Here is a 26,135-nt window from a genome sequence, read left to right on the forward strand (position 1 = left end):
AATGAGAAAGAGCCCCGGCGCAGGTGCACGGGGCTCGGTTCGCACGGCAGGGCCGCACTCGAGTTCGTCACCTGCGCGGGCCCCCGCTCTCAGCGGGACTTCGGTCTTCTTCGGCTCTGCGAGAGAGCAGCGTCAGACAACCGGCGGTCTTGGGTTACCTGAGAATCATACATGGCTGCACGCGTGGTGCTACACGCGTCGACGGTGGCACGCGCCACACGCTGCCCGAGGGCGGATCTGCAGCCGGGGCGCCGTCAGCGCTCCAGACCCTCCAGGGAGCCGAAGCACACGAGCGGCGCCGGTTCGGGCTCGTCCGCGAGCGCCGCGGCGAGTGCCGCCTCCGGGTCGTCGGTGGCGCGCAGGTGCGCGTGGAAGCGCGGCATCACGCGGGCGGCGACGGCGTCCGACAGCGGGGCGACCGCCGCGACGACGGCGCGGGCGCCAAGGCGCAGGAGGACCGACGTCAGGCCCAGGACCTCTCCCCCGACCACCTGGGAGGAGCCGCCGACCTCGCACGCCGACAGGATCACCACCGATCCGGGCAGCCGGGTGCCGTCGAGCTCGTGCGCGAAGAGCGGGCCGTCGGCGAGGTCGACGGAGGCGAAGAGCGGGTTGTCGGCGTCGTGCCGGCCGTGGGTCGCCAGGTGCACGATGTCGTGGGTGGCGAGCGCCTCGCGTACCGCGGTCGTCGTGGCCGCGGGGCCGGTGAGAACCGTCGCGCCGGGCCACATGTCGCCCACCGACCGCACCTCGCTCGCACCGAGGGTCACGCCCGGGCCGTGCGCCGCGAGGAGCCGGTGCCCCTCCCCCGGCCGCGCGTGGGCTCGTCCGCGTGCGACGTAGGAACGCATGGTGGTGCGCTTGCCCCTGCGGGACGGCAAAGCGGTCCACGGCACGCCGACGAGCGGGTCCCGGCCGACGACGTACAACGGACCGTCCGCCTCCACCGGTACGGCGAGGAGCCCGTCGAGGGCGTCGAGGTTGCGGGTCAGGGAGCGCCGGGCGGCGGCGCGCAGCGTGGTCGGGACCAGGTCGTTGGCGCACACGCCGAGATCGGCCCGGGCGCGCAGCACCCGTTCGGCGACGTCGGCCCGTGGGCCCAGCTCCACGGTGCGCGCACCGTCCGCGTCCAGACGGACGCACCGCAGGACGCCGTCGAGCACCAGGTAGTTGGCGACCACCGGGCCGTCGTCGCGGGTGGCGAGCACGCGGCGCACGTCCGCGACGGTGGCGGGGCGTTCCTCGGCCGGGGCCTCGTCGGCGCCCGTGCGGTGCCAGGCGCGTTCCCGGGCCGCCGCCAGGAGCCTGCCGGAGCGTTCGAACAGGTGGGCCCGCTCGGGGGCGCTCGCGCGGTTCGTGAGGGTGCGGGCCCGGACGGCGAGGCCCCGGGCCTCCGTGACGAGTGCGCGTACGGCGGGGTCGTCCGGTGTCGCGGCGCCGCCGACCCCTGCGAACGTGGCGCGCCCGCGTTCGACCGCCTCGAACAGTGCATCGGCCCGGCCGGTCCGCACGGCTGCCGCGACGTCGGTCCGCTGCAGGTCGACGCCGTGTGCCGCCGCGGCCGTCACCGACTCCACGGAACCCAGGCCCACGCGGTGGTCGGCGAGCAGCCCGAGGCCCAGGGAGACGGCTGCGATGCCGGCGGTCCGGTCCCCCGCCGCGAACGCGATCTGCGCGAGGACCGTCTGCCGCTGGATCCGGGTGGTCAGCGGTGCGTCGGCCAGGTCGTCCGGGAGGTTGTCGAGCACTGCGCGGGCGGCCTCGACGTCGTCGGCGAGGAGATACCAGTGCGCGGCGACGAACCGCGCGGCCAGGCCCGGGTGCTGTCCGAGCAGCGGGTCCACCTCGTCGCCCGCCTCCGCGGCTTCGATGGCCTGCTCGGCGCGGTGGCGCGCGTCGTCGGGCACCGGGGCCTCACCACGCCGGACCGGCAGGAGGATCGCCTCCAGCTCCGCGACACGGGCGATGGCTGCGCGCTGCGGATGGCCTACCCCGGCGTAGTACTGCCGGACGAAGGCCGCGACGGTCCGGGCCTCGTCCCACCGGTGCAGTGCCATGAGGCAGCGGGCGCGAAAGTACTCGGCCTCTGCACGGTGCGACGCGCGGCCGGGACCGACCATGCGGGAGATGGCCTGGCTGAGCACGCGTTCGGCGTCCTCGAGCAGCCCTGCCTCGTAGAGGACGGCACCACGGCCGATGTCGAGCAGGCCGTCGGCCCGCTCCGGGTCGACGGCGCGGCCCGCCTCCATGGCGCGGAGCGCGCCGGGCAGGTCGCCGAGCGCGTACCGCACGAAGCCGGTGTTGTGCAGGGCGAGGGAAGCGATCGAGGGCGTGCCCGCACGCACCGCCTGCTCGTGGCAGACGTCGAAGTCCTCGAGCGCCGCGTCGAGCCGGCCCAGCTCGATGGCTGTCGCACCCCGGTTGAGCAGTGCCGTCGCGAGGTCTCGCCCGTTGAGCACCCCGGGATCCGCGAGCACCCGGTCGAAGGCGGCCATGGCATCGGCCAGGCGACCGGAACGCTGCAGGAGCAGGCCGCGTGCCCCCTCGACGACGGCGACGAGCCGCCCCCGGACAGCCGGAGGCGCCGTCTCGGCGCGGGACTCGGCGTCCTCGAGGATGGCCAGCGACTTGTCGAGCGCGTTCTCGACCGCATGGACGGCGACGGCCTCCCCGGTCAGGGAACGCACGACGCCCTCCGCCCAGCGCTCGTGGTCCCCGGGCTCGAGATCGGCGAGGTCGATGACCCGGAGCCGGTCGAGCACCTCCTGGAACCGCAGCAGGGCGTCGCCCGGCCGCGAGCGGGAACTGAGGTCCCGCGCGACCACCAGCTCCGCCTCGAGTTCCGGCCACATGCTGCCCCCTAGCCATTTCCACGCCCTCGTGGGGCGTCAGGCGGGACACGCTAGCGGGGTGAGATGTCTTGTGTCACCGCTCTTTCCGACGCCGCAGGTCAGCGGCTCGAGCCTGGATGAAGGTGGCCGCTCGGGCGACTATTCACCCGCCCCGGGGTCAAGCGCTGGCGAGGCCCTCGACGGAGCTGAAGCAGACCAGCGGGACGGGCTCGGCGACATCCTTGAGGGCCGCCGCGAGCGCAGCCTCCGGATCGTCGGACTCGCGAAGGTGAGCGTGCAGGCGCGGCATGACCCGGGCGGCGAGCTCGTCCGAGAGCTTCGCGACGGACGCGATCACGGCGCGCGCGCCCAGGCGCAGGAGCACCGACGTCAGGCCCAGCACCTCGCCGCCCAGCACCTGGGTGGAGCCGCCGACCTCGCACGAGGACAGGATCACCACCGAGCCGGGCAGGGGCGTCCCGTCGAGCTCGTGGGCGAACAGGGGGCCGTCGGCCAGGTCGATGCTCGCGAACAACGGGTTGTCCGCGTCGTGCTGGCCATGGGTGGCGAGGTGCACGACGTCGTGCGTGGCGAGCGCCGTGCGGACATGCTCGGTGACGGCGTCGTCGCCGGTCAGCACGGTTGCGCCCGCCCACTGCCTGCCGACCGCGTGGACCTCCTCGGTGCCGTGCTGCACGCCAGGGCCCGCAGCCGCGAGCAGACGACGCTTGCCGCTCGGTCGGGCATGGGTGCGGCCCCGGGCGACGTACGAGTTGACGGCGGTGCGCAGGCCGCTGCGGGACGGGAGCGCGGTCCAGGGGACGCTGAGCAGGGGTTCGCGGCCTACGACGTAGAGGTCGCCCCGCGCGTGCAGAGGCGCGAGCACCATGCTGTCGAGAGCCTTGAGGTTACGGTCCAGCGAGGACCTGGCGGCGGCACGGAGCGGAGCAGGGATCAGGTCGTTGGCGGCCATGGCGAAGTCGGCGCCCAGGCGGCGGACCCGCTCTATCACGTCCTGCGCCGGACCGAACTCGATGGCCGTCACGCCTTTGGCGTCGACACGGACACAGCGCAACATGCCGTCCAGCACTACGAAGTTGGCCACCACTGCCGTGTCGTCGCCTCGCTCGACGAGCACCTGGCGCAGTTCGCGGGCAGTCACCGAACGCTGTACCCCGCCCGCGTTACCCGCATGGCGCCACGAGCGCTCCCGCACCTCGCTCTGGGCCCTGTGCGCACGGCGAGTGAGCCGCTCCCGCTCCTTGGCCTGATCAGCAGGCATCTCTCGAGCCCTGGCCAACAGGCCTCGAGCCTCGGAGAGAAGTGCGGCGGCTTTCGGGTCGTCCGGCGGAGTGACACGGCCCGTACCGGCGAACGTGGAGCGGCCTCGCTCCGCCGCGTCGAACAGCGCCGCCGGCCGTCCGGTGCGCGCCGCTGCCTCGACGTCGATACGGGTCAGCTCCACGCCGTGAGCGGCGGCGGCCGTGACGGACTCGACCGAGCCGAGCCTGCTGCGATGGTCGGCAAGCAACCTCAGACCCGCCCGCACGGCGCGAAGTCCCTTCGTGCGGTCGTCAGCTGCGAACGCCAGCTCCGCCTGGACCGTGTAGTGCTGGATCCGGGTCGTCAACGGAGCGCTCGTCAGGCCGCGGGGCAGGCCCTCGAGCGTGACCCGAGCCGTATCGAGGTCGTTGGCCAGCAGGAACCATTGCGCTGCGACCAGACGTGCGGCGTGACCGGGGTGCTGGCCCAGGACCGGTCCGGCGGCGTCGCCGTCCTGCGCGGCCGTGAGCGCTTGCCGTGCCCGACGGCGGACTTCACCACCTGTCGGTGTCCGCACACCGCGACGCAGTGGTGCGAGGGCTGCTTCGAACTCCAGGACCCGAGAGAGAACGGCCCATTGTTCGTAGCCCGCAGCTGTGAAATGAGCGCGCGCCCGGGCGGCGAACGTCGATGCCTCCTCGAAGCGCAGGAGCGCCAGGAGGCAACGTGCCCGAACGTACTCTGCGATGGCATGGTCGGTGCGCCGGCCCGCAGCGTGCAGCTGCGGTATTGCTTCGCCGAGCAGCGCTTCCGCTTCCTCCAGCAGGCCGACGCCGTACAGCACCTCAGCGCGGCCGAGCATGGGGATGCCGTCATCCTGGTCTGGCGCGAGCTCACGCGCGGCAGCCATCTCCGCGAGCGCTGCGGGTGCATGGCCGAGCATGCTCAGGTAGTAGCCCGAGTTGTGCCGTGCGAAGGCTACGAGCATGGGCGATCCCGCCGCTTCGGCGTGCCGGACGGCCTCGAAGTTGTCCGCCAGCGCGCCTTCGACATCTCCGAGGTCGGAGAGAGCGATCGCCCGATTGAGGTACGCCATCGCGAGGTCCCGCGGTGCACCGGAGTCGCTGACCGCAAGAACGCGGTCGAACAGGCGCACCGCCTCCGCGGGCTTCCCAGCGACCCGGAGCAGGAACAGCCCCTGTTGTCCGTCGGTCACCGCCTCGATGCGCCGACGTTCCAGCCCATCGAGCAGCCGGGCGGCTCCCCGTGCCCGGTCAAGCAGCTCGAGAGCCGCCGGGAGGTCTCCGGTGCAGGCGAGATCTGCCTGCGCGAGTCCCATCCATGACCGAGCAACGAGCCAGGCCCAAGCCACTCGGTCGGCCACCATCAGGCCCGCCACCTCACCGCGATCGAGGTCCCGGAGAAGCGCGCGGAACTCACGGCGAGCGCGGCGCGGTCGGGCACGGACGTTCCATTCCCGCGCCCGTTCGAATCGCTCGGTTAGAGCCTCTAGCTCCGCCGTACCCACCGCGCCCCCCGATCAGAACCTCACACCGGCACTCCGGGCACCTCCGCGTAGAGATCCCCGACCTGGGTCACAGCATGCCAGGCATCGCTGACACGGCCTTGCGCGTCAGGCGCCGGCGACTGACCGGCAGACCGGTGTGCAAGCATCTGCGCCGCGAGCTGCGCCGCGAGATACGGCGATGAGAACGAGGTGCCGCTCCAGGTCCCGAAGCCTTGCGTGAAGTCGTCCGGGTCGACCGTATACCGCAAGCCGTCCGCCGATCGCGTACCCTCGCCGGCGCCGTCGAAGGTCGTGGGCATCGCGCTCAGGACATTCACGCCGGGGCGCACCGCGGCGATCCAGGGACCGTCGTTGCTGAAGTCGGCCAAGGTGCCATCGGGGTTCGAGGCGGCCACACCGATCAGCGGCGTGTAGTCCGGGCTGAGGTCGTGCGCGTCACCAGGGATCACCCCGCTGCTCGTCCGTCGCACGGGCGGTGCCCACCCCGCGGGAAATGCCTTGCGGGTCGATCCGTCGTTGCCGGCCGATGCCACCACCAGAACGCCTGCTCGGCGCAGGTCACGAAGCCTGCCGCGGTAGAGGCCCTCGTAGTCGTCGTCGTCCTCGGGGTGCTCCAGGTAGTAGCCACTGGCGATCACCACGATGTCGACCGGGAAGTGCCCGGGGACGCCTGCGAGTCCGCGCAGATGGAATTCCAGGAGCCGCTCCACCGAGCGCGCGAAGTCCCACTCCGAGGCCGTACCGTCCCCGCCGTAGACGCGAACTGGAAGCAGCGCCGCGTCCGGGCAGACCTGGTGGACCACGCCGGCGATGAAGGTACCGTGCCCGGCGTACGGGTCCAGGTGGGACGCCCCACCGTCTCGGCGCCCCTCGCGCTCCGCATCGACATCGTCCTCGGGATAGGTCCCGATGGGGCTCCCATCGAGCTGCACGTCGCGGAGCACGGCAGTTCCTGGCTCATCGAACCACGGGTGCCGCCCGATCCCGGTGTCCAGGATGGCCACCACAGGCCGATCGACGCCTTCCCGCGTGACAAGGGACGACACTCCGTCGGCTGTGCGAACGGGTGCCCCACCCGGATACACGGCAGGAACCCGCTTGTTCGGATCCCCGAACCCACCGTTCTGTCGGTGCCCCGTCACCACGTGGTCCAGCGACACCCGCCTGCGGTTGTCGCCCGCTTCCTCCGCCACCGCGGCCAGCAGCCCGAGCGCGTCCCAGTCGTCCCGCACGTCGTCGAGCCGGACCTCGACGTCGGGCCGGGCGCCCACGATGTCGCCGCCTTCACGCGACGGCGCCTGCTGGAACTCTCCGGTCGTGACCGTGACACCGTTCTCACGGGCACGGGCGGTGATCATCTCCAGGAGCGCGTTGTGCCCGCCCTCGGAGTCGCCCCGGACGATCACCCGGTCTCGCACGTAGCGCGTCGGCGCCATGCGGCCACCGGGGAGCCGGTCCGTGGCGGGGTCCAGCTCCCGGACCGGCCGCCACCCCCCGGCGTGGTCCCGGACGTGCATTCCCTCGGGCATCGGCTCACTCACAGCAGTACCTCTCCATCGATAGGCGCACTCGGCTAACCCCGCCGCGCCCCCACAGCCGGGTCAGAGATTCCAGCGATTCAGAAATTCAGAGTTCGATGACCGGCGTGCTCACAGCACCGCCGCCGCCGTCGGTCCGGCGAACCACCAGGCTCGCGCGGCCACGCTCGACGGAGTCGAAGGCGAACCTGCCGTCCTCGTCGGACGCGACAGTGACGACGTCGGCCCCCGGTCGGTGCAGCTCTATGTCCAGCCCGGCCGCGGGAGCGGCCCAGCCGTCGATCCGAACCTTGCCGCCCGCTGCCGGGGACAAGCTGATCATGACGGTCAGCGAGTCGTGCGTGAAGGTAATTGTCTTGGCCTCGGCGGGCGCTGTGTCGTCTGCACGCGCTGCGGCGGCGGCCCCCCGGACGCCCGCGAGCGGCGCGTCGAGATAGACGGCCTCCATGAGGTCGGCCTCCAGGCCGGCCAGCGTGATCGCGAACAGTGAGCGCTCCACGAGGTCGCTCGGCACCGGGTCAACCGCGTCGACCAGCTCGGCAAGACGGGTCAGCACAGCCCCGTCGTCGGCGTCGAGCTTGCCCTTCGGGTCGTACGAGAGGTCCCCCACGACCTCTTCGTCCTTGTTCGGTTCCGGCGTCAGGTCCACGAGAAGTCCCCCTGCTCGTCGAGGATGGTCCGCAGCTTCGCCAAGCAGCGTCCACGAGTCGAGCCGATGGAGCCCATCGGCATTCCGATCGCCGCCGAGATGTGCCGGTAGTCCGGCCGGTCGGCGAGCGAGACCAGACGCAGCAGCTCTTGGCAGCGTCCGGGTAGTTGTTGGAGCGACATCCACAGGATGCGGTCGCGTTCCTCGCGCAGGACCTCGTCGTCCGGCAGCGGATCCTTCGCAGGAAGGGCCATCGGGTGCTCAGGGCTGTCGTCCGGGAGCTCGGTGCGGCGCTTCTCGTCGTCGCGGTGCTTGCGCACGGCCTCCCAGGCGGCGCGCTTCGCCGTCACCAGCAGCCACTTCAGCACGGCCTTCGGCTCAGCTATCGAGTCGGCGTGACGCACGAGGGCCACCCAGGTGCTCTGCACCACGTCCTCGGCGGCGTCGTGCTCGACGCCCTGCGCGCGGACCGTGTGCCACAGCAGCGGTGTCGCCTCGCGGACCAGCTCGCCCAGTGCCTGATGGTTGCCCTCGCGGTACTCGGTCAAGGCGATCGCAGCGCGATCGCCGAGCGTGAGCCCGGGCCCGTCGACGTCGGGCAGGGCCTCCCTTGATCCTGTCATTGCACCACGGGATTCTCTGCTGGCGGATGTTTCCACGTCCGATGCCGGACGTGGACCACTTGGACCAACCGAGTGTACGGCGGGGGTTCCGGATCCGGGGAGGTAGAACACTGTGCCCATCAGGCACTCCCCTCTCCTCGGCGCACGTCGGCTCGATGCCGCTCATCAGACAAGAGGGCCGAGCGCCGGGTTCGATACATCCTGCTGAACCAAAATCAAGAAGGCCCGCACCCCTTGCGGGATGCGGGCCTTCTTGCGCTCAGGGGAGCTCGGCTCAGGCCGAGAGCTCCTCAAGGAGCTTGGTGGTCTTGCTCTGGTCCAGCGGGATGCCGGGGCCCATCGTCGTGGCCATGGTCGCCTTGCTGATGTAGCGACCCTTCGACGACGACGGCTTGAGGCGGAGGACCTCGTCGAGCGCGGCCGCGTAGTTCTCCAGCAGCTGCGCCTCCGTGAAGGAGGACTTGCCGATGATGAAGTGCAGGTTCGCGTGCTTGTCGACGCGGAACTCGATCTTGCCGCCCTTGATGTCGGTGACAGCCTTGGTCACGTCCATCGTCACGGTGCCGGTCTTCGGGTTCGGCATGAGGCCGCGGGGACCGAGCACCTTACCGAGGCGACCGACCTTGCCCATGAGGTCCGGCGTGGCGACGGCCGCGTCGAAGTCGGTGTAGCCGGCGGCCACCTTCTCGATCAGCTCGTCGCCACCGACCTCGTCGGCACCGGCCGCGCGGGCCTCCTCCGCCTTGGCGGCGTTGGCGAACACGATGACCTTGGCGGTCTTACCCGTGCCGTTCGGCAGGTTGACCGTGCCACGGACCATCTGGTCCGCCTTGCGCGGGTCGACGCTGAGGCGGAACGCGACCTCGACGGTCGCGTCGTACTTGACGGTGGCGGTCTCCTTGGCGAGACGGATCGCCTCGAGCGGCGAGTACAGCGTCTCGCTGTCGATCTTCTCTGCGGCGGCGAGGTACGCCTTGCTGCGCTTTGCCATGTTTCTCTCCTTGTGGTCGTAGCGGGCTGGTAAGCCCTGCCACTGCTGGTGCTCGACGACGTCCGCCGGTCACCTCGTGCGGTCCGGGGCTGGAAGCAGCCCCGGGGGAATCACTCGACTGTGCTTATGGCTCTGAGTGACTTCGTCACTCAGAGACGGTGATGCCCATGGAGCGGGCGGTGCCCGCGATGATCAGCGACGCGGCGTCGAGGTCGTTCGCGTTCAGGTCCTGCAGCTTGGTCGTCGCGATCTCGCGGACCTGAGCCTTCGTGATCGTGGCGACCTTGACCGTGTGCGGCGTCGGCGAGCCCTTGGGCACACCGGCGGCCTTCTTGATCAGTTCAGCGGCCGGCGGGGTCTTGGTGATGAACGTGAACGAGCGGTCCTCGTACACCGTGATCTCGACCGGGACGACGTTGCCGCGCTGCGACTCGGTCGCGGCGTTGTACGCCTTGCAGAACTCCATGATGTTCACGCCGTGCTGACCCAGCGCGGGGCCGATCGGCGGAGCCGGCGTCGCCGCACCAGCGTTGATCTGCAGCTTGATGAGGCCGGAGACCTTCTTCTTCGGGGGCATGCGTTTCTACCTTCTGTTCGGTTGGGCCGACGCCGTGGGCGATGACCCGGTTGCAAATGCTGAGGGACGAACGATCAGATCTTGGCGACCTGGTTGAACCCCAGCTCGACCGGGGTCTCCCGGCCGAAGATGGAGACGAGGACCTTGAGCTTCTGGGCCTCGACGTTGATCTCGGAGATCGAGGCGGGCAGCGTGTCGAACGGACCGTCGGTGACGGTCACCGACTCGCCGACCTCGAAGTCCACGTGGACCGGGGCCTTGCCACCGGTGGACGCGCCACCGCCCGCTGCCGCCTGGCCTGCCTGCGACGGCTGCTGCAGCATCGAGGGCGCGAGCATCGAGTAGATCTCGTCGAGGTTCAGCGGCACCGGCTGGTGCGTGTGCCCGACGAAGCCCGTGACGCCCGGGGTGTGCCGCACGGCGCCCCACGACTCGTCGGTCAGGTCCATGCGCACGAGGACGTAACCGGGGATCCGCACCCGGCTCACGATCTTCTTCTGCGCGTTCTTGATCTCGGCGACCTCTTCCATCGGAACCTCGACCTGGAAGATGTAGTCCTCCATGTTCAGGCTCTGGATGCGGTTCTCGAGGTTGGTCTTCACGCGCTTCTCGTAACCCGCGTACGAGTGGATGACGTACCAGTCGCCGGACTGTCCGCGGAGGGTTCGCTTGAACTCCTCGACCTCGTCCACGATGACGTCGCCGTCGGCGTCGACGGTGCGCTCGTCGGTGGCCTCGCCCTCGACCTCGCTCTCGTCCGTGGTCTCGGCGTCGGTGTCGACCGGAGTCTCGGCGTCCGCAGGCACGTCGGCGTTCTCGGCGTCCAGGGGCGCGTCGACGGTCGCATCGTCGCCGTCGGACGGCGAGACGTTCTCCGTCTGGTCCAGAGAGTCCTGGGACACGAAACGAACCTGCTTTCTCTTCGTGCGCCGGGGCTACGCCCGGCACGTGTGTGCGTACCTCTACGAGCTGTGTTCGCCCATTGTCGCGCGAAAGTGCCGCGAAGCGACAATCAGCAACAGGCGAGAACGGTCACAGCGAAGTACTGCGCAGCGTGCCCCATCTGCTTGTCCGGCGCACCCGGACCGACGTCGACCGTGGTCGAGGTCGTCTACGGCTGCGTCAACGTGCCGCGGCGGAAGACCGAATCAGCCGAAGACCCAGCCGGCGAGCATGCCGAACGCGTAGTCCAGCAGCACGACGAAGATCATGACGACGACCAGGAAGACCAGCACCACCGTCGTGTACGTCATGAGCTCGGAGCGCGTCGGCGAGACGACCTTCTTGAGCTCGGCCACCACCTGGCGCACGAAGAGCGCGATTCGGGCGAAGATGTTGCCGCCGCCCTTGCTCGGACGCTCCGCGGCGCTCTGGATCACCTCGGTGTCGCTCACTGCTACCCCACTCCTGTGGCCCGGCGCGCCGGCTGGCGCGGACTGGCTTGCCAGGTCCACTCACGTGGGCCCGCTGCGCGCGGCCCCGCTGGGGTTCACGCTGGCAGGGTAGACAGGACTCGAACCTGCAACCTGCGGTTTTGGAGACCGCTGCGCTACCAATTGCGCCACTACCCTCTGCGTTCGATCCCTCTGCCAAGGTAACAACTGCCTCCGGAGAGGCACGCCACTTGAGGTGAGGATCGATCACCGAGGCACAACTGTACGGTACCCAACGCCGTAGGTCGAACTCGTTCCTGACGGGCCGTTGGGGTCCCGACAGGCTCGGCCAACGGGCGGCCAACGGGAGGGCTACGACGTCGGCCGGTCTCGGCAAGCTCGACCGACGAGGCTCGACCAACGAGGGCTCGACCAGCGACGACGTGCCGGGGCGGTGTCCATCGAACGGTGGACAGCAGGTGCAGCCGAACGGGCGTCCCGCCAGGGACGCCGGCGAGAGCATGCTCGACGGTATGCAGACATCCGACCCCCTGGCCGTGCGGGTACGCGGCCTCCGCAAGCGCTACGGCAACGCGCGCGCCGGCTACAAGGACGCCGTCGCCGGTCTCGACCTCGACGTCACCACGGGCGAGATCGTGGCGGTCCTCGGGCCCAACGGGGCGGGCAAGACCACCACCGTCGAGATCCTCGAGGGCTTCCGCGACCGCGACGACGGCGAGGTGTCCGTGCTCGGCGAGGACCCCCGGCACGCCGGACGCGCCTGGCGGGCCCGGATCGGCGTCGTCATGCAGGACTCGCGGGACATGAGCGAGCTCACCGTCCTGGAGAAGGTGCGGGCCGCCGCGGCGTCCTACCCCGACCCGCGCGACCCCGCGGAGGTCATCGCCGCGGTGGGGCTCGCGGAGAAGACCCGGGCGCGGACCCGCGGGCTGTCCGGCGGGCAGCGGCGTCGGCTCGACGTGGCGCTCGGCATCGTGGGCAGACCCGAGCTGCTGTTCCTCGACGAGCCCACCACCGGGTTCGACCCGCAGGCCCGCCGGTCCTTCTGGGACCTCGTGACGAGCCTGCGCGACGACGGCACCACGATCCTCCTGACCACCCACTACCTCGACGAGGCGGCCCAGCTGGCCGACCGGGTGGTGGTCGTGCGGGACGGCGTGGTGGTCGCCTCGGGGACGCCCGAGACGCTCGGCGGGCCCGAGGCCCGCACACCCGTCGTCGCATGGGACGACGGCGGCGTGCGGCGGACCGAGCGGACGGACCGGCCCACGGCCGCCGTCGCCCGGCTGATCGCTAGCGCCGGACCTGACGAAGAGGTACCCGGCCTGGCCGTGACCCGGCCGACGCTGGAGGACGTGTACCTCTCGCTCATCGGCGAGGCGCCGGCGGACGGCATCGATATCGGCGACCAGGGCAGGGAGGCGGCGTGATGGGCGCGACGGAGGGGGCGGGTCTCGACAGGCTCGACCAGCGGGAGGGGCTGGGTCTCGACAAGCTCGACCAGCGGGAGGGGCTCGACCAGCGGGAAGGGCTCGACCAGCGGGAAGGGGTCGAGCGACGGAAGAGAGGGCTGCCCGGCGTGCTGCGCCTGGGGCTGGTGCGCGGCGGCGTCGAGCTGCTGCAGTTCGTCCGCGAGCGCGACTCGGTGGTCTTCGGGTTCGCCTACCCGATAGTCATGCTCGCGATCTTCGCGACGGTGTTCGGCGACGACGACCCGATCGTCGCCGGCGGCGTCACGGTCAGCTTCGCGCAGTACTTCCTGCCCGGCATGGTCGCGACGGGCGTCATGCTCTCGACGTACCAGACGCTCGCCATGTCGATAGCCGTCGAGCGGGACGACGGGACGCTGAAGCGGCTGCGCGCCACGCCGCTGCCTGCGACGTCGTACTTTCTCGGCAAGGTGTTCCTGTCGCTGGTCACCGTGCTCGCGCAGACGGCGCTGCTGCTCGCGGTCGCGGCGCTCGTCTTCGACGTCCCGCTGCCCGACTCCGCCGGGCGCTGGGCCACGTTCGCCTGGGTCTTCGTGCTCGGCACGGCGGCAGGTGCGGTGTGCGGGGTCGCCTACTCGTCGGTGCCCCGTTCCGGGCGGTCCGCGAGCGCCGTGGTGGTGACGCCGCTCCTGGTCCTTCAGTTCACGTCCGGGGTCTTCTTCTCGGTCAGCCAGCTGCCCGGCTGGATGATCGACCTGTCGTCGCTGTTCCCGCTCAAGTGGATCGCGCAGGGCATGCGGTCGGTGTTCCTGCCGGACGCGTTCGCCGCGGCGGAGCCGTCCGGGGCCTGGCAGTCCGGCGCGACGGCTGCTGTACTGGCGGCATGGCTGGTGGTGGGGCTCGTGATCGGCACGCGGACGTTCCGGTGGCGACGGCACGATGACGGCTGACGGGACGGCGGGCGACGCGGCCGCGGCCGACCAGGACGAGGCGGACCGCTACCAGGGTCTGGAGCGCCTGTACGCCGGGTGGGAGGACCAGGTGCGGTGGTGGGACGCCGCGTTCGGCGTGATCGTCGCGCTGACCGCCGTCGCACTGGTGCTGGACGGGACGCGGGGAACGCAGCTCGCCGTGGCGTACTCGGCGATGGGCGTGATCGTGCTGGCCTATCTGCTGTGGGGCGCGCGGGCGGCCCGGACCCGGGATCAGCGGCCGGCCCTGCTGTATCTGTCGGTGCTCGTGGTCGGCACCGGGGTGACGGTGTCGCAGGGCGGCGTGGCGTCGCTCCTGCTGTTCATCGCGTTCGCGCAGGTGTGGATGCTGCTGGAGTCGACCCGGCTGGGTGTCGTCGGCTGTGTCGCGCTGGCGGTCGCGGTGTCGGTCGGCATCTCGTCCCGGTACTCCTTCGACCTCGCGGTCATGGGCGAGGTGGTGCCGCAGATGCTGGTCACCCTCGTGTTCTCGATCGGGCTCGGGCTGTGGTTCCACGTGGCGATGCACCGGGCGGAGGAGCAGGTCCGGCTGCTCGGGCAGCTGCACGCCACGCAGAAGCAGCTCGCCCTGACCAGCCACGAGGCGGGGGTCCTGGCCGAGCGCGAACGCCTGGCCCGGGAGATCCACGACACGCTCGCCCAGGGGTTCACGAGCGTGGTGATGCAGGCGCAGGCCGCGACGGCGGCCCTCGACATCGGGGACGACGTCGCCGTGCGCGAGCGGCTGCACGTCGTGGAGGACACCGCACGCGACAACCTCGCCGAGGCCCGCGCCCTGGTGGCGGCGTTCGCGCCGGTGGCGCTGCAGGACGCGTCGCTCCCCCAGGCGCTCGGCCGGCTCGGCACGCGGTTCGCGGAGGAGACCGGCCTCGCGGTGACCGTGGAGACGGATCAGGTCGGGGCGCTGTCGCCGACCGTCGAGGTGGTGCTGCTGCGGGCCGCGCAGGAGGCGTTCGCGAACGTGCGACGGCATGCGCAGGCAGGCTCCGTCGTCGTGCGGCTGGGGCAGGCGGGGGGAGAGGTGACGCTCACGGTGTCCGACGACGGGCGCGGGTTCGACGCGGAGGCCGTCGACGGGTTCGGGCTCGCGGGGATGCGGGAGCGCCTGCGGTCGGCGGGCGGCACGCTGGCGGTCGGGCCGAGGGACGGCGGCGGCACCACGCTGTGCGCCCGCGTACCGGTCGACGGGCAGGTCGGCCCGGCGGTCACCGCTGCCGGGGAGCACGAGAGGACACAGGGGGTGACGGGATGATCCGGGTGCTGGTGGTGGACGACCATCCGGTGGTGCGGTCAGGGCTCGCGGGCATGCTCAGCGTGGAGGGCGACCTCGAGGTGGTGGGCGAGGCCGCCGACGGGCGGGAGGCGGTGGCCCTCGCGGCGGCGCTGCGGCCCGACGTCGTGCTCATGGACCTGCGGATGCCCGTGCTCGACGGCGTGGCCGCGACCGCCGGGATAGTGGGCACCGGACCTCGCGTCGTGGTGCTGACCACCTACGACACCGACGCCGACATCCTGCGCGCCGTCGAGGCCGGGGCCACCGGCTACCTGCTCAAGGACACGCCCCGCGCCGAGCTCGTCGCGGGGGTCCGCGCTGCCGCCCGGGGCGAGACCGTCCTGGCCCCCAGCGTCGCGACCCGCCTGGTCAGCTCGGTACGCAGCTCCGCGGAACGACCCTCCGCCCGGGAAGCGGAGGTGCTCACGCTCGTGGCGCTCGGCCGGTCGAACGCACAGGTCGGGCGCGAGCTGTCCATCACGGAGGCGACGGTCAAGACGCACCTCATCCGGGCGTTCGCCAAGCTCGGCGTCGCCGACCGGACGGCAGCGGTGACCGTGGCCAGGGAGCGGGGCTGGATCGCCTGACCGCCGGCCGCAGGACCGCTCCCCGGGAGCGGTCTAGCGGCCGTCGGCGTCGGCGGGCGCCGACGGGTCGCCGCCCGCTTCTCCCCCGCCGGTCGGCTCGTCCGTCGGCTCGACCGGCTCGTTCGTCGGCGTCACGGCCGGGGTCGGCGTCGGGGTGGGGATCGGCGTCGGTGTGGGAGTCGGCGTCGGCGTGGGAGTCGGGGTGGGAGTAGGCGTCGGCGTCGGTGTGGGAGTCGGCGTCGGCGTGGGAGTCGGGGTGGGGGTCGGCGTCGGCGTGAAGTCGTCGTCGGTGTTGTCGGACTGACTCGGGAGGGGCGACGACGAAGGTGTCGGCGTCGGATCGTCCTGGGTCCTGCTGACGGACGGCGTGGGCGTCGGCGTGCCCTGGCTGTTGATGATGTTCGCGATCACCAGGCCCGCACCACCGAACACGAGCAGCGCGAACACGATGATCGTGATCACGCGGCCGCGCCCGGTCGTCAGGGCGTGCCACCACTTCCGCTCCTCCTCGGGCACCGCCGGGTAGGGACCGATCGGCGGCCGCCCTACCGACGGCGGCGCGGCCACCATGGTCGGCGCCGCGCCGGGCGCGCCCTCGGCCGCAGCCGCAGTCGCTGCCCCTGCGACGCCCGCTCCGACGGCCGCGGCGCCTACTGCGCCGACCATCATGGTCCGGTCGGTGCCCTCGTCGACCTGGCCCAGCTTCATGGTGCCCGAGCCGGCGCCCGCACCCAGGACCGGGTCGATCACCTCGGTGCCACCGGCGCCCACGCCGAGCTGCATGGTCTCGCCGCTGGTACCCAGCCGGCCGGCGGGGCCGCCGAGCAGGATCGTCACGGTCCCGCGCATCGCCTCGGCGGTGGGGAACCGGCGACCCGGGTCCTTGGCCATCGCCCGCGACACGAGGCGGTCCACGGACGCCGGGACGGCAGCACGGCGCGCGGAGGCCGCAGGTACCGGCGCGTTCACGTGCGCCCGCAGGACGTCCTCCGCCTGCGCACGCTCGTAGGGCGCGTGCCCGGTGAGCGTGTAGTACGCGAGCGCGCCGACCGCGTAGATGTCGCTGCGCGCGTCGAGCGGCTTGCCCCGGGCCTGCTCCGGCGACATCCCGATGACCGAGCCAGCCACCGTGGCGCCGTCGCCCTCGCCGCCCGCGGGCCGGGTGAGCCCGAGGTCCAGCAGGCCGACGACGAACGTGCCGTCGGCCTGCTTGTCGACCATCACGTTGCGGGGCGCGACGTCGCGGTGCACGAGGCCTGCCGCGTGCACCGCGCCGAGCGCCTCCAGCAGACCGTCGACGATCGTCAGCGCGTCGCGCCAGGGCAGGCCGTGGTCGCCCGCGAGATCGGACAGGGAGACGCCCGGCATCCGGTTCATGACCGTCCAGGGGACGTTCGCGCCCGCGACGTCGTCCTCGCCCGAGTCCAGCACCTTCACGACGCCGGGGTGGTCCACCAGCGCGGAGGCCTCGACCTCGCGCCGCAGGGAGTCGCGGGCGTTCTGGTCGTCGACGAGGTGGGGGTGCAGCACCTTGACCACGAGCGGCTGGTCGAGGTCGGCCTCGGGCTCGTCCGGCTCGGCGTCGCCGGCGTCTGTCGTGGTGTCGGTGTCGGCATCCGCAGGATCGGCGTCCGCGGCATCGGCGTCCGCACCGTCGGCAGCCGTGGTGTCGGCACCGGACGTCTCGTCGTCGGACGCCTCGCCAGGCTGGGCCTCGCTCGTGGTCGCGTCGGCGTCGTCGGCGCCGGTCCCGTCGGCGTCGGCCTTGTCGGCGTCGCCGTCGGTATCGCCGTCGTCGCTCGCCGCGGGCTCCGGAACCGCGGGGGCTGCGACACGCTGCGCCTCGTAGACCGTGAACGTCGCACCAGTGCCGAGAACGTCGACCAGCTCGTACTTACCGCCGAGAACGACGTGCACCGGATGATCCGCGGCGTTGTCCTCGTTCGTGGTCTCTTCGTTCACTGGTTCACCGGTGTCCGTGGTTGCGCATCGAGTAAATCAGTCATTTCGGCTATCTGGGGCATGTTCTTCTCAGGATACGGAGCGGAGCGCACGCACACCAAAGATGGGACGGCGGGATGTGTGAGTAGTGCGGAGTATCACGTTCCCGGCTGCCGCCGGAGCACCGCTTTGCCAGACTACGCAGATGCGCGACCTCGCACTCCTCCCCAAGGCGCACCTCCACCTCCACTTCACCGGATCCATGCGGGTGCCGACGCTCGTCGACATGGCAGCCGCATACCAGGTGCGTCTCCCCGAAGCGCTCATCGACAACGACCCCCTGCGCCTGCCCGCCACCGAGCGCGGCTGGTTCCGTTTCCAGCGTCTGTACGACGCCGCCCGCGCCTGCGTGCGCTCGGAGGCCGACATGCGCCGCCTGGTCGACGAGGCCGCGGCCGACGACGCCGCCGAGGGCTCCGGCCGGCTCGAGATCCAGGTGGACCCGACCTCTTACGCCCCGTTCGTCGGCGGCATCACGCCCGCCGTCGAGATAGTCATCGACGCCGCCCAGGCCGCGAGCGCCGCGCACGGCATCGAGGTGGGCGTGATCATCGCGGCGTCTCGCATGAGGCATCCGCTCGACGCGCGCACGCTCGCCCGGCTCGCCGCCCGGTACGCGGGCGACGGCGTGGGCGAGGTGGTGGGCTTCGGGCTGTCGAACGACGAGCGCCGCGGGGACACGTCCCAGTTCGGGCACGCGTTCGACATCGCGCGCCGCGCCGGCCTCGCGGCCGTGCCGCACGGTGGCGAGTTGTTGGGGCCCGACCACATCAGCGAGGTCATGCGGGAGCTCGTTCCCGACCGGATAGGGCACGGCGTGCGCGCCGCCGAGGACGAACGGCTCCTCGGCGAGATCGTGGAGCGTGGCGTCGCTCTCGAGGTGAACCCGGGCTCGAACATCGGCCTCGGCGTGTACAGCGAGGCGAACGAGGTGCCGCTGCGCACCCTGATGGACGCGGGTGCCGAGATCGCGCTCGGAGCCGACGACCCGCTCCTGTTCGGGTCGCGGCTCGTCGACCAGTACGAGATCGCGCGGAGCGCGCACGGCTTCACCGACCCGGAGCTCGCCGGGCTCGCGGCATCGTCGATCCGGGCGAGCCGGGCGTCGTCGAGCACCAAGGCCCGGCTCCTGGCCGGCGTCGACGCGTGGTTGCTAGCTCCTGATCCCGCTGACACGCTGGATGCACTCCCCGCGGGCGGCACCGTCACCATCGGGTGACGGTCACGATTGGGTGACGATCGACCGACGCAACCATCCTGGACGCCCGCGCGTCAGTGGGAGATACAGGACACTCGCGAGGGGACGACGTCGTCTCGCGAGTGCGGTACTGCACCACCACCCCAGAAGGTGCAGTCGAGGAGGAGTCACGATGCGGGTAATGCACGGCAGGCCTGCCCATGGTGTGGGCGCGGTAGTCGGTAAGAGGGTCCTTGGCACGCTGGGCGCGGTCGCGCTGACCGCGGGCCTGCTGTCGGCCTGCGGCGGCGACGAGGAGCCACCCGCGGACTCGGCGGCGACCAGCTCGGCCAGCCCCGGCGAGAGCACCCCGAGCCCGGAGCCGAGCGCCGACGAACAGGAGCCGGAGGCTTCGCCGAGCGATCCGTCGTCCGAGCCCAGCGGCGACGGCGCTGACGAGGGCGACGGGGAGGACTCCGGTGACGGCACCGCGAAGCCCGGCGAGGACGAGGGCGACGGCAAGCCGCAGGATGAGGGCAAGCCCGACGGCAAGGGCGACGACAAGGGCGACGACAAGGACCCGAAGAAGGAGCCCGAGAAGCCCAACTACATCGAGTACGGCGAGGTCAGCAACCGGGTGGGCAAGCTTCAGCAGCGGCTGAAGGACCTCGGTTACTTCGTGACCTCCGTCGACAAGGCGTACGGCGGCGAGACGCAGCAGGCGGTCTTCGCGCTGCAGAAGGCCGGTGGCCTGTACCGCGACGGCGTGGTGGGCGACGCCACGCAGAACGCGGCGGACGACGGCGTCGTGCCCAAGGCGCACACGTCGTCGGGCAAGGTGCTCGAGATAGACATCGACCGGCAGCTCGTGCTGGCCGTGGAGGACGGCAAGGTCGTCAAGGTCATCAACGCGTCGTCCGGCAACGGGGAGACCTACGAGGCGAAGGGCGCCACGTACACCGCGTACACGCCGCGCGGGTCGTTCGCCGTGTTCCGCGAGGTGAACGGGATGCACTCGTCGACGCTCGAGCTGGGCGACATGTGGCGGCCCAAGTTCTTCACGGGCGGCATCGCGGTGCACGGCTCGGCGTCGGTGCCCGCGTTCCCGGCGTCGCACGGCTGCGTGCGAGTGTCGAACAGCGCGATGGACTGGATCTGGGACACCTGGGGCGCACCGTCGGGCACCCCGGTAGTCGTCTACTGACTGACCCCGCCGAGGTAGAACCGTGGCGAGATAGAACTCTGGCGAAGTAGAACCGCGGTTCTCGCTGCGGTTCTACTTCGCCAGAGTTCTACTTCGCCAGAGTTCTACTTCGGCACGGGGCAGGTCAGAGGGAGACGCCCACCAGGACCGTTTCCGGGACGAGAGTCACGCCGAACCGGTCGCGGACGCCGTCGCGCACGGCGCGGGCCAGGGCCACGACGTCCTCGGCCCGGGCGCCGCCACGGTTCGTCATCGCGAGCGTGTGCTTGGTCGACAGCCGCGCCGGGCTGTGCTCCCCCGCCAGGCCGAAACCCTTGCCGAAGCCGGCCCGCTCGATGAGCCAGGCGGCACTGGTCTTGACGAGGGTCGGGTCGATCGCACCGAGGCTCGGGCCGGTGCTGGTCTCCGGCGTCGACGAACGGACCGGGTAGCGAGGGGCATCCTCGGGCAGGTGCGCGAGGTGCTCGACGGGGATCACCGGATTGGTGAAGAACGATCCGGAGTTCCAGCGGTCATGGTCCGGCTCCGCACCGAACGGCGGGCGGTCGAGCAGCATGCCCTTACCCCCACGCAGGCCCAGCACGGTCTCGCGGACCTCCTTCATCGGGGCGCGCTGCCCCACCTCGACGCCCAGCCGCCGGGCCAGCTCGCCGTAGCCCACGGGCGCCGACAGGGTGCCGAGGCGGAACTGGAACTGCACGTCCAGCACCACGTAGCGCGGCGACGGGTACCAGGGAGCACGCGGGTCCTCGTCCCGGCCCTCGCTGTGCATCGAACGCTTGAGCAGCGACGTGCGGTACCCGAAGTCCAGCTGCCCGACGGAGAAGGTGCGCACCCGTCGCTCGCCCCGGTCCCACGTGCGGACCAGTGAGACCACTCCAGAGAGCTCCTGACCGTACGCGCCGATGTTCTGTACCGGGGCCGCGCCCACCGTCCCGGGGATGCCCGACAGGGACTCGACGCCCACCCAGCCCTCGGCGACGGCACGCTCCACGAGCTCGTCCCAGTTCTGGCCGGCCGGGGCGCTCACCACGGCGCCGCCACAGGAATCGTCCGACTCGACGGCGATGCCGCTGCGTGTGTCCCGTACGACGAGACCGTCAAAACCTTCGTCAGCCACCAGCAGGTTGGAGCCGCCACCCACGACCAGCAGCGGCACACCGTCGTCGTCGGCGGTCCTCACCGCCTCGATCAGAGCAGCCTCTTCCTCGGCCTCGACGAACGAGGCTGCCGGGCCACCCACGCGGAGTGTGGTGAGATCGGCGAGGCTGGGGGCCACCGCTTGCGCCTGGACGGTGTCTGCCGGGTATGGGCTCACCGTGCAAGCCTATCTACCTGTCGCGTTGGATTTGTGCACATCTTCGACATGCCGTGGGTGATGTCTGCCAATTCTGGAACCTTTTCGTGTCGGCAGACGTGTTCCTTGCTCACTCTCGCAGGCCTGTCCCCGCCGGTCGGGGCGCTCAGCTCCCTGCACTACCTCTTCACACCAGCGGCCGACGGCAGCGGGCGCACGGAGCGCGCCAGGACCAGCGCGAGCACCATCGGGACCAGGAGCACGAGCACCGCCAGGCGGTAGCCCGTCGTGTGCGCGACCAGGCCGATCAGAGGCGGCCCCACGAAGAACGCGGTGTAGCCGATCGTCGAGACCGCTGCCACCCGCATGGCCGCCCGCCGCGGCTCGTCGGACGCCGCGCTCATCCCCATCGGGAAGCCCATCGCCGCACCGAGACCCCACAGGCCGACGCCGACCAGCGCCACCCACAGCACGGGGACCAGCGCGAACGTCAGCACGCCTGCGAAGGCGAGCACCGCGGAGACCACCAGCACCGGCACCCGGCCGAACCGGTCGATGGCCCGCGTCCCGGCGAGCCGGGCAGCCGTCATGGCCGTGAGGAAGACGGCGAGGCCGGCGGCGCCCATCCCGTCGGACGTGCCGAACCCGTCCACCACCGCGAGGCCCACCCAGTCGTTGGCGACGCCCTCGGTCAGGGCGGCGGCGAGCACCACGAGCCCGATCGCCAGCGTGCGCGACTCCCGCCAGGCGGAGAGCAGCCCCGTGATGCCCGATGGCGGGGGCGTCACCTCTCCCGGGTCGGCGCCGTCCGCGCTGCCCGCCCTGGCCATCGCCACGCCGTCCGGCAGCACCGCCGCGACGACGTTCGGTGAGAAGAAGCGGACCGCGACCACGACCGACAGCAGGGCGATCACACCCGCGGCCACGACGTGCCAGAGGACCGGGACGCCCACGTTGGCCACCACGATGCCGACGCCGGCGCCGACCACCGTGCCGAACGAGAACCCGGCGTGGAAGACCGGCATGATCGCGCGGCCGAGCCGCTGCTCGACGGCCGCGCCCTCGAGGTTCATCGCGGCGTCCCAGACGCCGGTGCCCACGCCGAACAGGATGAGGCCGAGCCGCACCGCGAGGTGCTCGCCCGTGGCGACGCCGTAGCCGGCCACGGCGAGGCCCACCACGACCAGGCTCGCGAAGCCCAGGACGGTCCGCGCGGTACCGAACCGCTCGGCGACCAGCCCCGAGAGCGGGATGGCGGCGACGGAACCGACGGACCCCGTGAGCAGCAGCAGACCCATCTCCTGCTCGGAGAAGGACAGCCCGTCCCGGACGGCCGGAAGGCGTGACGCCCAGCTCGCGAACGCGAACCCACTGGCGGCGAAGACGACGAAGACCGCGCGAGCGGCGGCGTGTGCAGTAGGCACTGAACTCCTTGGTGCGGTTGAATCTCCCGACCGTAAGCCACAATCTGGGACCAGCCCAGCAGATTCCTGGGCCCCGCACCACTGGTGCCGAGGTGAGAGACAAGGAACCGCGATGAGCCGCCAGACCGTACGCCCGACCCTCGCGAAGGTCGCCGAGCTGGCCGGTGTCTCCGTCTCCACCGCGTCGCTCGCCTTCTCCGGTGCCGGACCGATCACCCCCGAGACCCGGGAGAAGGTGCTCGCCGCCGCACGCGAGCTCGAGTACTCGGGCCCCAACCCCCTGGGGCGGCAGCTCCGGTCGGGACGGTCCGGGATCGTCGGTGTGGTGATCGGCGACCAGCTCGGCAGGTCGTTCCGCGACCCCGTCTCCACCCAGGTGCTGCACGGCCTGGTCTCCGCGATCGGCGAGCAGGGCCTCGGCGTGCTGCTCGTGCCGGGTATGCCGCAGGGCGCGACCACGCAGTCCATGGGGCTCGCCGCCGAGGCGGGGCTGCCGCCCGCCGTCGACCCGCTGGTCGAGGCCGCCGCGATGGACGTCGCGGTGCTCGTCTGGGGCACCCTCAAGGACGACCCGAACCTCGCCGCGCTGCAGCGCAGGGGGGTGCCCGTCGTGATCGGCGAGGGACACGACGTGTCCGGCGTCCCCGTGGTGAGCGTCGACGACCGCCGGGGCGCCGCCGAGGCGGTGCGGCACCTCGTCGAGCTCGGGCACACCCGGATCGCGGAGATCACGCTGCCGTTCGGGCGGGACGAGCGGTCCGGGCTGGTCGACGCCGACCGGCTCGCGTCCGCCGAGCGCACGCCGACCCGTAATCGGCTGGCCGGCGTGCGGGACGTCATCGAGCCCGTCATCTCGTGGGAGACGCCCGCCTCGCTCGTGGAGCACGGGCGCGACGCCGCCACCGAGATCCTGTCCGAGTGGGCGCCCGCCCGGGACCGTCCGACGGCGATCGTCGCGCACTCCGACCTGCTCGCCGCCGGTGCCGTGATCGCCGCCCGTGAGCTCGGGCTGCGGGTGCCCGAGGACGTGTCCGTGGCCGGGTTCGACGGGCTCGACCTGCCGTGGCTCTCCCCCGACGTGCTCACCAGCGTGCACCAGCCGCTCGTCGAGAAGGGCCGGGCGCTCGGCCTGGCCGTCATCGCGCTGCTGGCCGGCGAGGAGCCCCCGTCGGTGGTGCTGCCCGTGACCCTGGTCGAGGGCACGACCTCGGGCCCGGTACCCGACCTGACCTGACCCTCCGCGGCCCGTCGCCCCAGGTCCGCGAAGTAGAGCGTGCGTCCGGACACCCGCTCTACTTCGCCGATCGCCTGCCCGCGAAGTAGAGCAACTGTCCAGACACACGCTCTACTTCGCGGGTCTGGCGGGGGTGGGGTCAGGGGCGGAGGGTTGGGGCCGGGAGGTAGACCTCGCCGCCCGACTCGCGGAACTCCGCGGACTTCTGGGCCATGCCCTCCGCTTGGGCCGACGCCGACGCCGACGCCGCGTCCGCGAGCGCCGCCTGGTGCTGCGCCCCGCCGAACTCGTCGCGGATGTCCTGCGAGATGCGCATCGAGCAGAACTTGGGCCCGCACATCGAGCAGAAGTGCGCGGTCTTCGCGGCCTCGGCCGGAAGGGTCTCGTCGTGGTACGACTCCGCGAGCTCCGGGTCGAGCGACAGGTTGAACTGGTCCCGCCAGCGGAACTCGAAGCGGGCCTTGGACAGGGCGTCGTCCCGGTCGCGGGCGCCGGGGTGCCCCTTGGCGACGTCGGCGGCGTGCGCGGCGATCTTGTAGGTCACCACGCCGGTGCGGACGTCGTCGCGGTTCGGCAGGCCAAGGTGCTCCTTGGGCGTGACGTAGCAGAGCATCGCGGTGCCGTACCGGGCGATCTCGGTGGCGCCGATGGCGGACGTGATGTGGTCGTAGCCGGGCGCGATGTCGGTCACGAGCGGGCCGAGCGTGTAGAACGGGGCGCCGTCGCAGAGCTCCTGCTGCCGCTCCACGTTCTCGCGCACCAGGTGGAACGGGACGTGTCCGGGTCCCTCGACCATCACCTGGACGTCGTAGGCCCAGGCCCGCTTCGTCAGCTCGGCGAGGGTGTCGAGCTCGGCGAACTGCGCGGCGTCGTTCGCGTCGGCGAGCGAGCCCGGCCGCAGGCCGTCGCCGAGCGAGAAGGCGACGTCGTACCGGGCGAAGATCTCGCAGAGCTCGTCGAAGTGCGTGTAGAGGAAGTTCTCCTGATGGTGCGCCAGGCACCAGCCCGCGAGGATCGACCCGCCGCGCGAGACGATGCCCGTGACCCGGTCGGCGGTGAGCGGCACGTACCGCAGCAGCACGCCGGCGTGCACGGTCATGTAGTCGACGCCCTGCTCGCACTGCTCGATCACCGTGTCGCGGTAGATCTCCCAGGTCAGCGCGCTGGCATCGCCGTTCACCTTCTCCAGGGCCTGGTAGATCGGCACGGTGCCGATGGGCACCGGCGAGTTCCGCATGAGCCATTCGCGCGTGGTGTGGATGTCGTCGCCCGTCGACAGGTCCATGACCGTGTCGGCGCCCCACTTGGTGGCCCACTCGAGCTTTTCCACCTCCTCCGCGATAGAGCTGTGGACGGCGGAGTTGCCGATGTTCGCGTTGACCTTCACCAGGAACGCCCTGCCGATGATCATCGGCTCCGACTCCGGGTGGTTCACGTTGTTCGGGATGATCGCCCGGCCGGCGGCCACCTCGCTGCGCACCAGCTCGACGTCGCAGCCCTCGCGCACCGCGACGAACCGCATCTCGGGCGTGATCACGCCCTGGCGTGCGTAGTGCATCTGGGTGACGGTCCGGCCGGGGAGCGCCCGGCGGGGCCGACGTCGTTCACCCTGCCACTCCTGGCTCGCGGCACCGCGTCGCAGTGCGCCGCGTCCGTCGTCGGACAGTGCCCGGTCGCGGCCGTCGTACTCCTCGGTGTCTCCGCGGGCCACGACCCAGGGTTCGCGGGCCGGCGCCAGGCCGCGGACCGGGTCGGAGCCGGGGCCCTGCGTGCGGTAGACCCGGACCGGCTCGTTGGGGGCGCCGTCGGGCGACGGCGCCAGCGTGATCTCCGTGACCGGCACCCGGAGACCTGTGTCGTCCTGCGGCGTGCTGTACCCGCCGTCGTGCTCGTGGTCGCGCTCGTACTGGTACGCGAGCGTGCGGGACTGGGACTTCTCCATCATGAGACTCCTGCTTCCTACGCCGGTGTTAACCGGACAGGTTCAACGGTCCCGGGCCGTACAGCCCGATCTCAGCCCCTGCGTGAGGCACCCGTGGGATCGCCGCCGAGGTTAGCACTGTCCGGCACTTTCCTTCTCCCCCACCGCCGACCGTGATAAGCAAGGCCGGACGGCTCGCTC

General features: G+C 71.5%; 20 protein-coding genes, 1 tRNA gene and 1 riboswitch. Of the genes, 7 read left to right on the plus strand and 14 right to left on the minus strand.

The genetic code is table 11. From position 1 onward, the window contains the following. Positions 1-254: 254 nt before the first annotated feature. The 10 genes from ACNYC2_RS24560 to ACNYC2_RS24605 all read right to left on the minus strand — a co-directional run bounded on the left by ACNYC2_RS24560 (position 255) and on the right by ACNYC2_RS24605 (position 11,571). On the minus strand, positions 255-2,852 hold the full coding sequence (locus tag ACNYC2_RS24560; protein WP_419704267.1) for a CHAT domain-containing protein: 2,598 nt from the start codon (positions 2,850-2,852) through the stop codon (positions 255-257). A gap of 157 nt (positions 2,853-3,009) precedes the next feature. Next, positions 3,010-5,433, minus strand: a complete 2,424-nt coding sequence (locus tag ACNYC2_RS24565; protein ID WP_419704268.1) for a CHAT domain-containing protein — start codon at positions 5,431-5,433, stop codon at positions 3,010-3,012. A 209-nt stretch (positions 5,434-5,642) separates the two neighbouring features. Beyond that, on the minus strand, positions 5,643-6,980 hold the full coding sequence (locus tag ACNYC2_RS24570; RefSeq protein WP_419704269.1) for a S8 family peptidase: 1,338 nt from the start codon (positions 6,978-6,980) through the stop codon (positions 5,643-5,645). A 268-nt stretch (positions 6,981-7,248) separates the two neighbouring features. Further along, on the minus strand, positions 7,249-7,809 hold the full coding sequence (locus tag ACNYC2_RS24575) for a hypothetical protein (RefSeq protein WP_419704270.1): 561 nt from the start codon (positions 7,807-7,809) through the stop codon (positions 7,249-7,251). Next, positions 7,800-8,432, minus strand: coding sequence for an RNA polymerase sigma factor (locus ACNYC2_RS24580; RefSeq protein WP_419704271.1), 633 nt, complete (start codon positions 8,430-8,432; stop codon positions 7,800-7,802). Before ACNYC2_RS24580 ends, ACNYC2_RS24575 begins: the two co-directional genes overlap by 10 nt. Before the next feature lie 274 nt (positions 8,433-8,706). After that, a complete protein-coding gene (rplA, locus tag ACNYC2_RS24585) occupies positions 8,707-9,423 on the minus strand; it encodes a 50S ribosomal protein L1 (protein ID WP_419704272.1) in 717 nt (238 codons plus the stop codon). A gap of 145 nt (positions 9,424-9,568) precedes the next feature. Next, the gene (gene rplK / locus ACNYC2_RS24590; RefSeq protein WP_116673573.1) at positions 9,569-10,000 is read right to left on the minus strand and encodes a 50S ribosomal protein L11; all 432 of its coding nucleotides are present in this window, start codon (positions 9,998-10,000) and stop codon (positions 9,569-9,571) included. A 74-nt stretch (positions 10,001-10,074) separates the two neighbouring features. Beyond that, the gene (nusG, locus tag ACNYC2_RS24595) at positions 10,075-10,902 is read right to left on the minus strand and encodes a transcription termination/antitermination protein NusG (protein ID WP_419704273.1); all 828 of its coding nucleotides are present in this window, start codon (positions 10,900-10,902) and stop codon (positions 10,075-10,077) included. A gap of 246 nt (positions 10,903-11,148) precedes the next feature. Beyond that, a complete protein-coding gene (gene secE / locus ACNYC2_RS24600) occupies positions 11,149-11,394 on the minus strand; it encodes a preprotein translocase subunit SecE (protein WP_419704274.1) in 246 nt (81 codons plus the stop codon). Between the two features lie 101 nt (positions 11,395-11,495). Beyond that, positions 11,496-11,571, minus strand: a tRNA-Trp gene (locus ACNYC2_RS24605). Positions 11,572-11,906: 335 nt separating this feature from the next. On the opposite strand from ACNYC2_RS24605, the gene ACNYC2_RS24610 reads away from it, so the two are divergent. The 4 genes from ACNYC2_RS24610 (at position 11,907) to ACNYC2_RS24625 (ending at position 15,676) form a co-directional block, all read left to right on the plus strand. Next, positions 11,907-12,824 carry an ABC transporter ATP-binding protein gene (locus tag ACNYC2_RS24610; RefSeq protein ID WP_419704275.1) on the plus strand — a complete coding sequence of 306 codons (918 nt, stop codon included), beginning with the start codon at positions 11,907-11,909 and terminating at the stop codon, positions 12,822-12,824. A gap of 167 nt (positions 12,825-12,991) precedes the next feature. Next, positions 12,992-13,774, plus strand: a complete 783-nt coding sequence (locus tag ACNYC2_RS24615) for an ABC transporter permease (protein ID WP_419707896.1) — start codon at positions 12,992-12,994, stop codon at positions 13,772-13,774. Then, positions 13,764-15,068 (plus strand): sensor histidine kinase, encoded by a 1,305-nt coding sequence (locus tag ACNYC2_RS24620; RefSeq protein ID WP_419704276.1) that lies wholly within the window; start codon positions 13,764-13,766, stop codon positions 15,066-15,068. The genes ACNYC2_RS24615 and ACNYC2_RS24620 overlap by 11 nt, the downstream gene beginning before the upstream one ends. After that, positions 15,065-15,676, plus strand: a complete 612-nt coding sequence (locus tag ACNYC2_RS24625) for a response regulator (RefSeq protein ID WP_419704277.1) — start codon at positions 15,065-15,067, stop codon at positions 15,674-15,676. Before ACNYC2_RS24620 ends, ACNYC2_RS24625 begins: the two co-directional genes overlap by 4 nt. A gap of 33 nt (positions 15,677-15,709) precedes the next feature. On the opposite strand, the gene ACNYC2_RS24630 is transcribed toward ACNYC2_RS24625, so the two are convergent. Further along, complete coding sequence (locus ACNYC2_RS24630; protein ID WP_419704278.1) at positions 15,710-17,638, minus strand: serine/threonine-protein kinase; 1,929 nt, start codon at positions 17,636-17,638, stop codon at positions 15,710-15,712. A 184-nt stretch (positions 17,639-17,822) separates the two neighbouring features. On the opposite strand from ACNYC2_RS24630, the gene ACNYC2_RS24635 reads away from it, so the two are divergent. Continuing rightward, positions 17,823-18,896: an adenosine deaminase gene (locus ACNYC2_RS24635; protein WP_419704279.1), complete on the plus strand. Its 1,074-nt coding sequence runs from the start codon at positions 17,823-17,825 to the stop codon at positions 18,894-18,896. Positions 18,897-19,047: 151 nt separating this feature from the next. Beyond that, entirely contained in the window at positions 19,048-20,058 is a 1,011-nt protein-coding gene (locus ACNYC2_RS24640) for a L,D-transpeptidase family protein (RefSeq protein WP_419704280.1), read from the plus strand. 124 nt (positions 20,059-20,182) lie between these two features. Here ACNYC2_RS24640 and ACNYC2_RS24645 read toward each other — a convergent pair whose 3' ends face one another. Then, positions 20,183-21,376, minus strand: a complete 1,194-nt coding sequence (locus ACNYC2_RS24645; protein ID WP_419704281.1) for a UDP-N-acetylmuramate dehydrogenase — start codon at positions 21,374-21,376, stop codon at positions 20,183-20,185. A gap of 158 nt (positions 21,377-21,534) precedes the next feature. Further along, positions 21,535-22,779 carry an MFS transporter gene (locus ACNYC2_RS24650; RefSeq protein ID WP_419704282.1) on the minus strand — a complete coding sequence of 415 codons (1,245 nt, stop codon included), beginning with the start codon at positions 22,777-22,779 and terminating at the stop codon, positions 21,535-21,537. 112 nt (positions 22,780-22,891) lie between these two features. Here ACNYC2_RS24650 and ACNYC2_RS24655 point away from each other — a divergent pair, with 112 nt between their 5' ends. Next, the gene (locus ACNYC2_RS24655) at positions 22,892-24,013 is read left to right on the plus strand and encodes a LacI family DNA-binding transcriptional regulator (RefSeq protein ID WP_419704283.1); all 1,122 of its coding nucleotides are present in this window, start codon (positions 22,892-22,894) and stop codon (positions 24,011-24,013) included. A gap of 139 nt (positions 24,014-24,152) precedes the next feature. Here ACNYC2_RS24655 and thiC read toward each other — a convergent pair whose 3' ends face one another. Further along, positions 24,153-25,958 carry a phosphomethylpyrimidine synthase ThiC gene (gene thiC / locus ACNYC2_RS24660; protein WP_419704284.1) on the minus strand — a complete coding sequence of 602 codons (1,806 nt, stop codon included), beginning with the start codon at positions 25,956-25,958 and terminating at the stop codon, positions 24,153-24,155. Next, positions 25,953-26,058, minus strand: a riboswitch (TPP riboswitch). (Overlaps the previous gene by 6 nt.) Between the last annotated feature and the right edge of the window lie 77 nt (positions 26,059-26,135).

It is taken from the genome of Promicromonospora sp. NFX87, from assembly GCF_048564965.1.
In the GTDB taxonomy this organism is placed as follows: domain Bacteria; phylum Actinomycetota; class Actinomycetes; order Actinomycetales; family Cellulomonadaceae; genus Promicromonospora.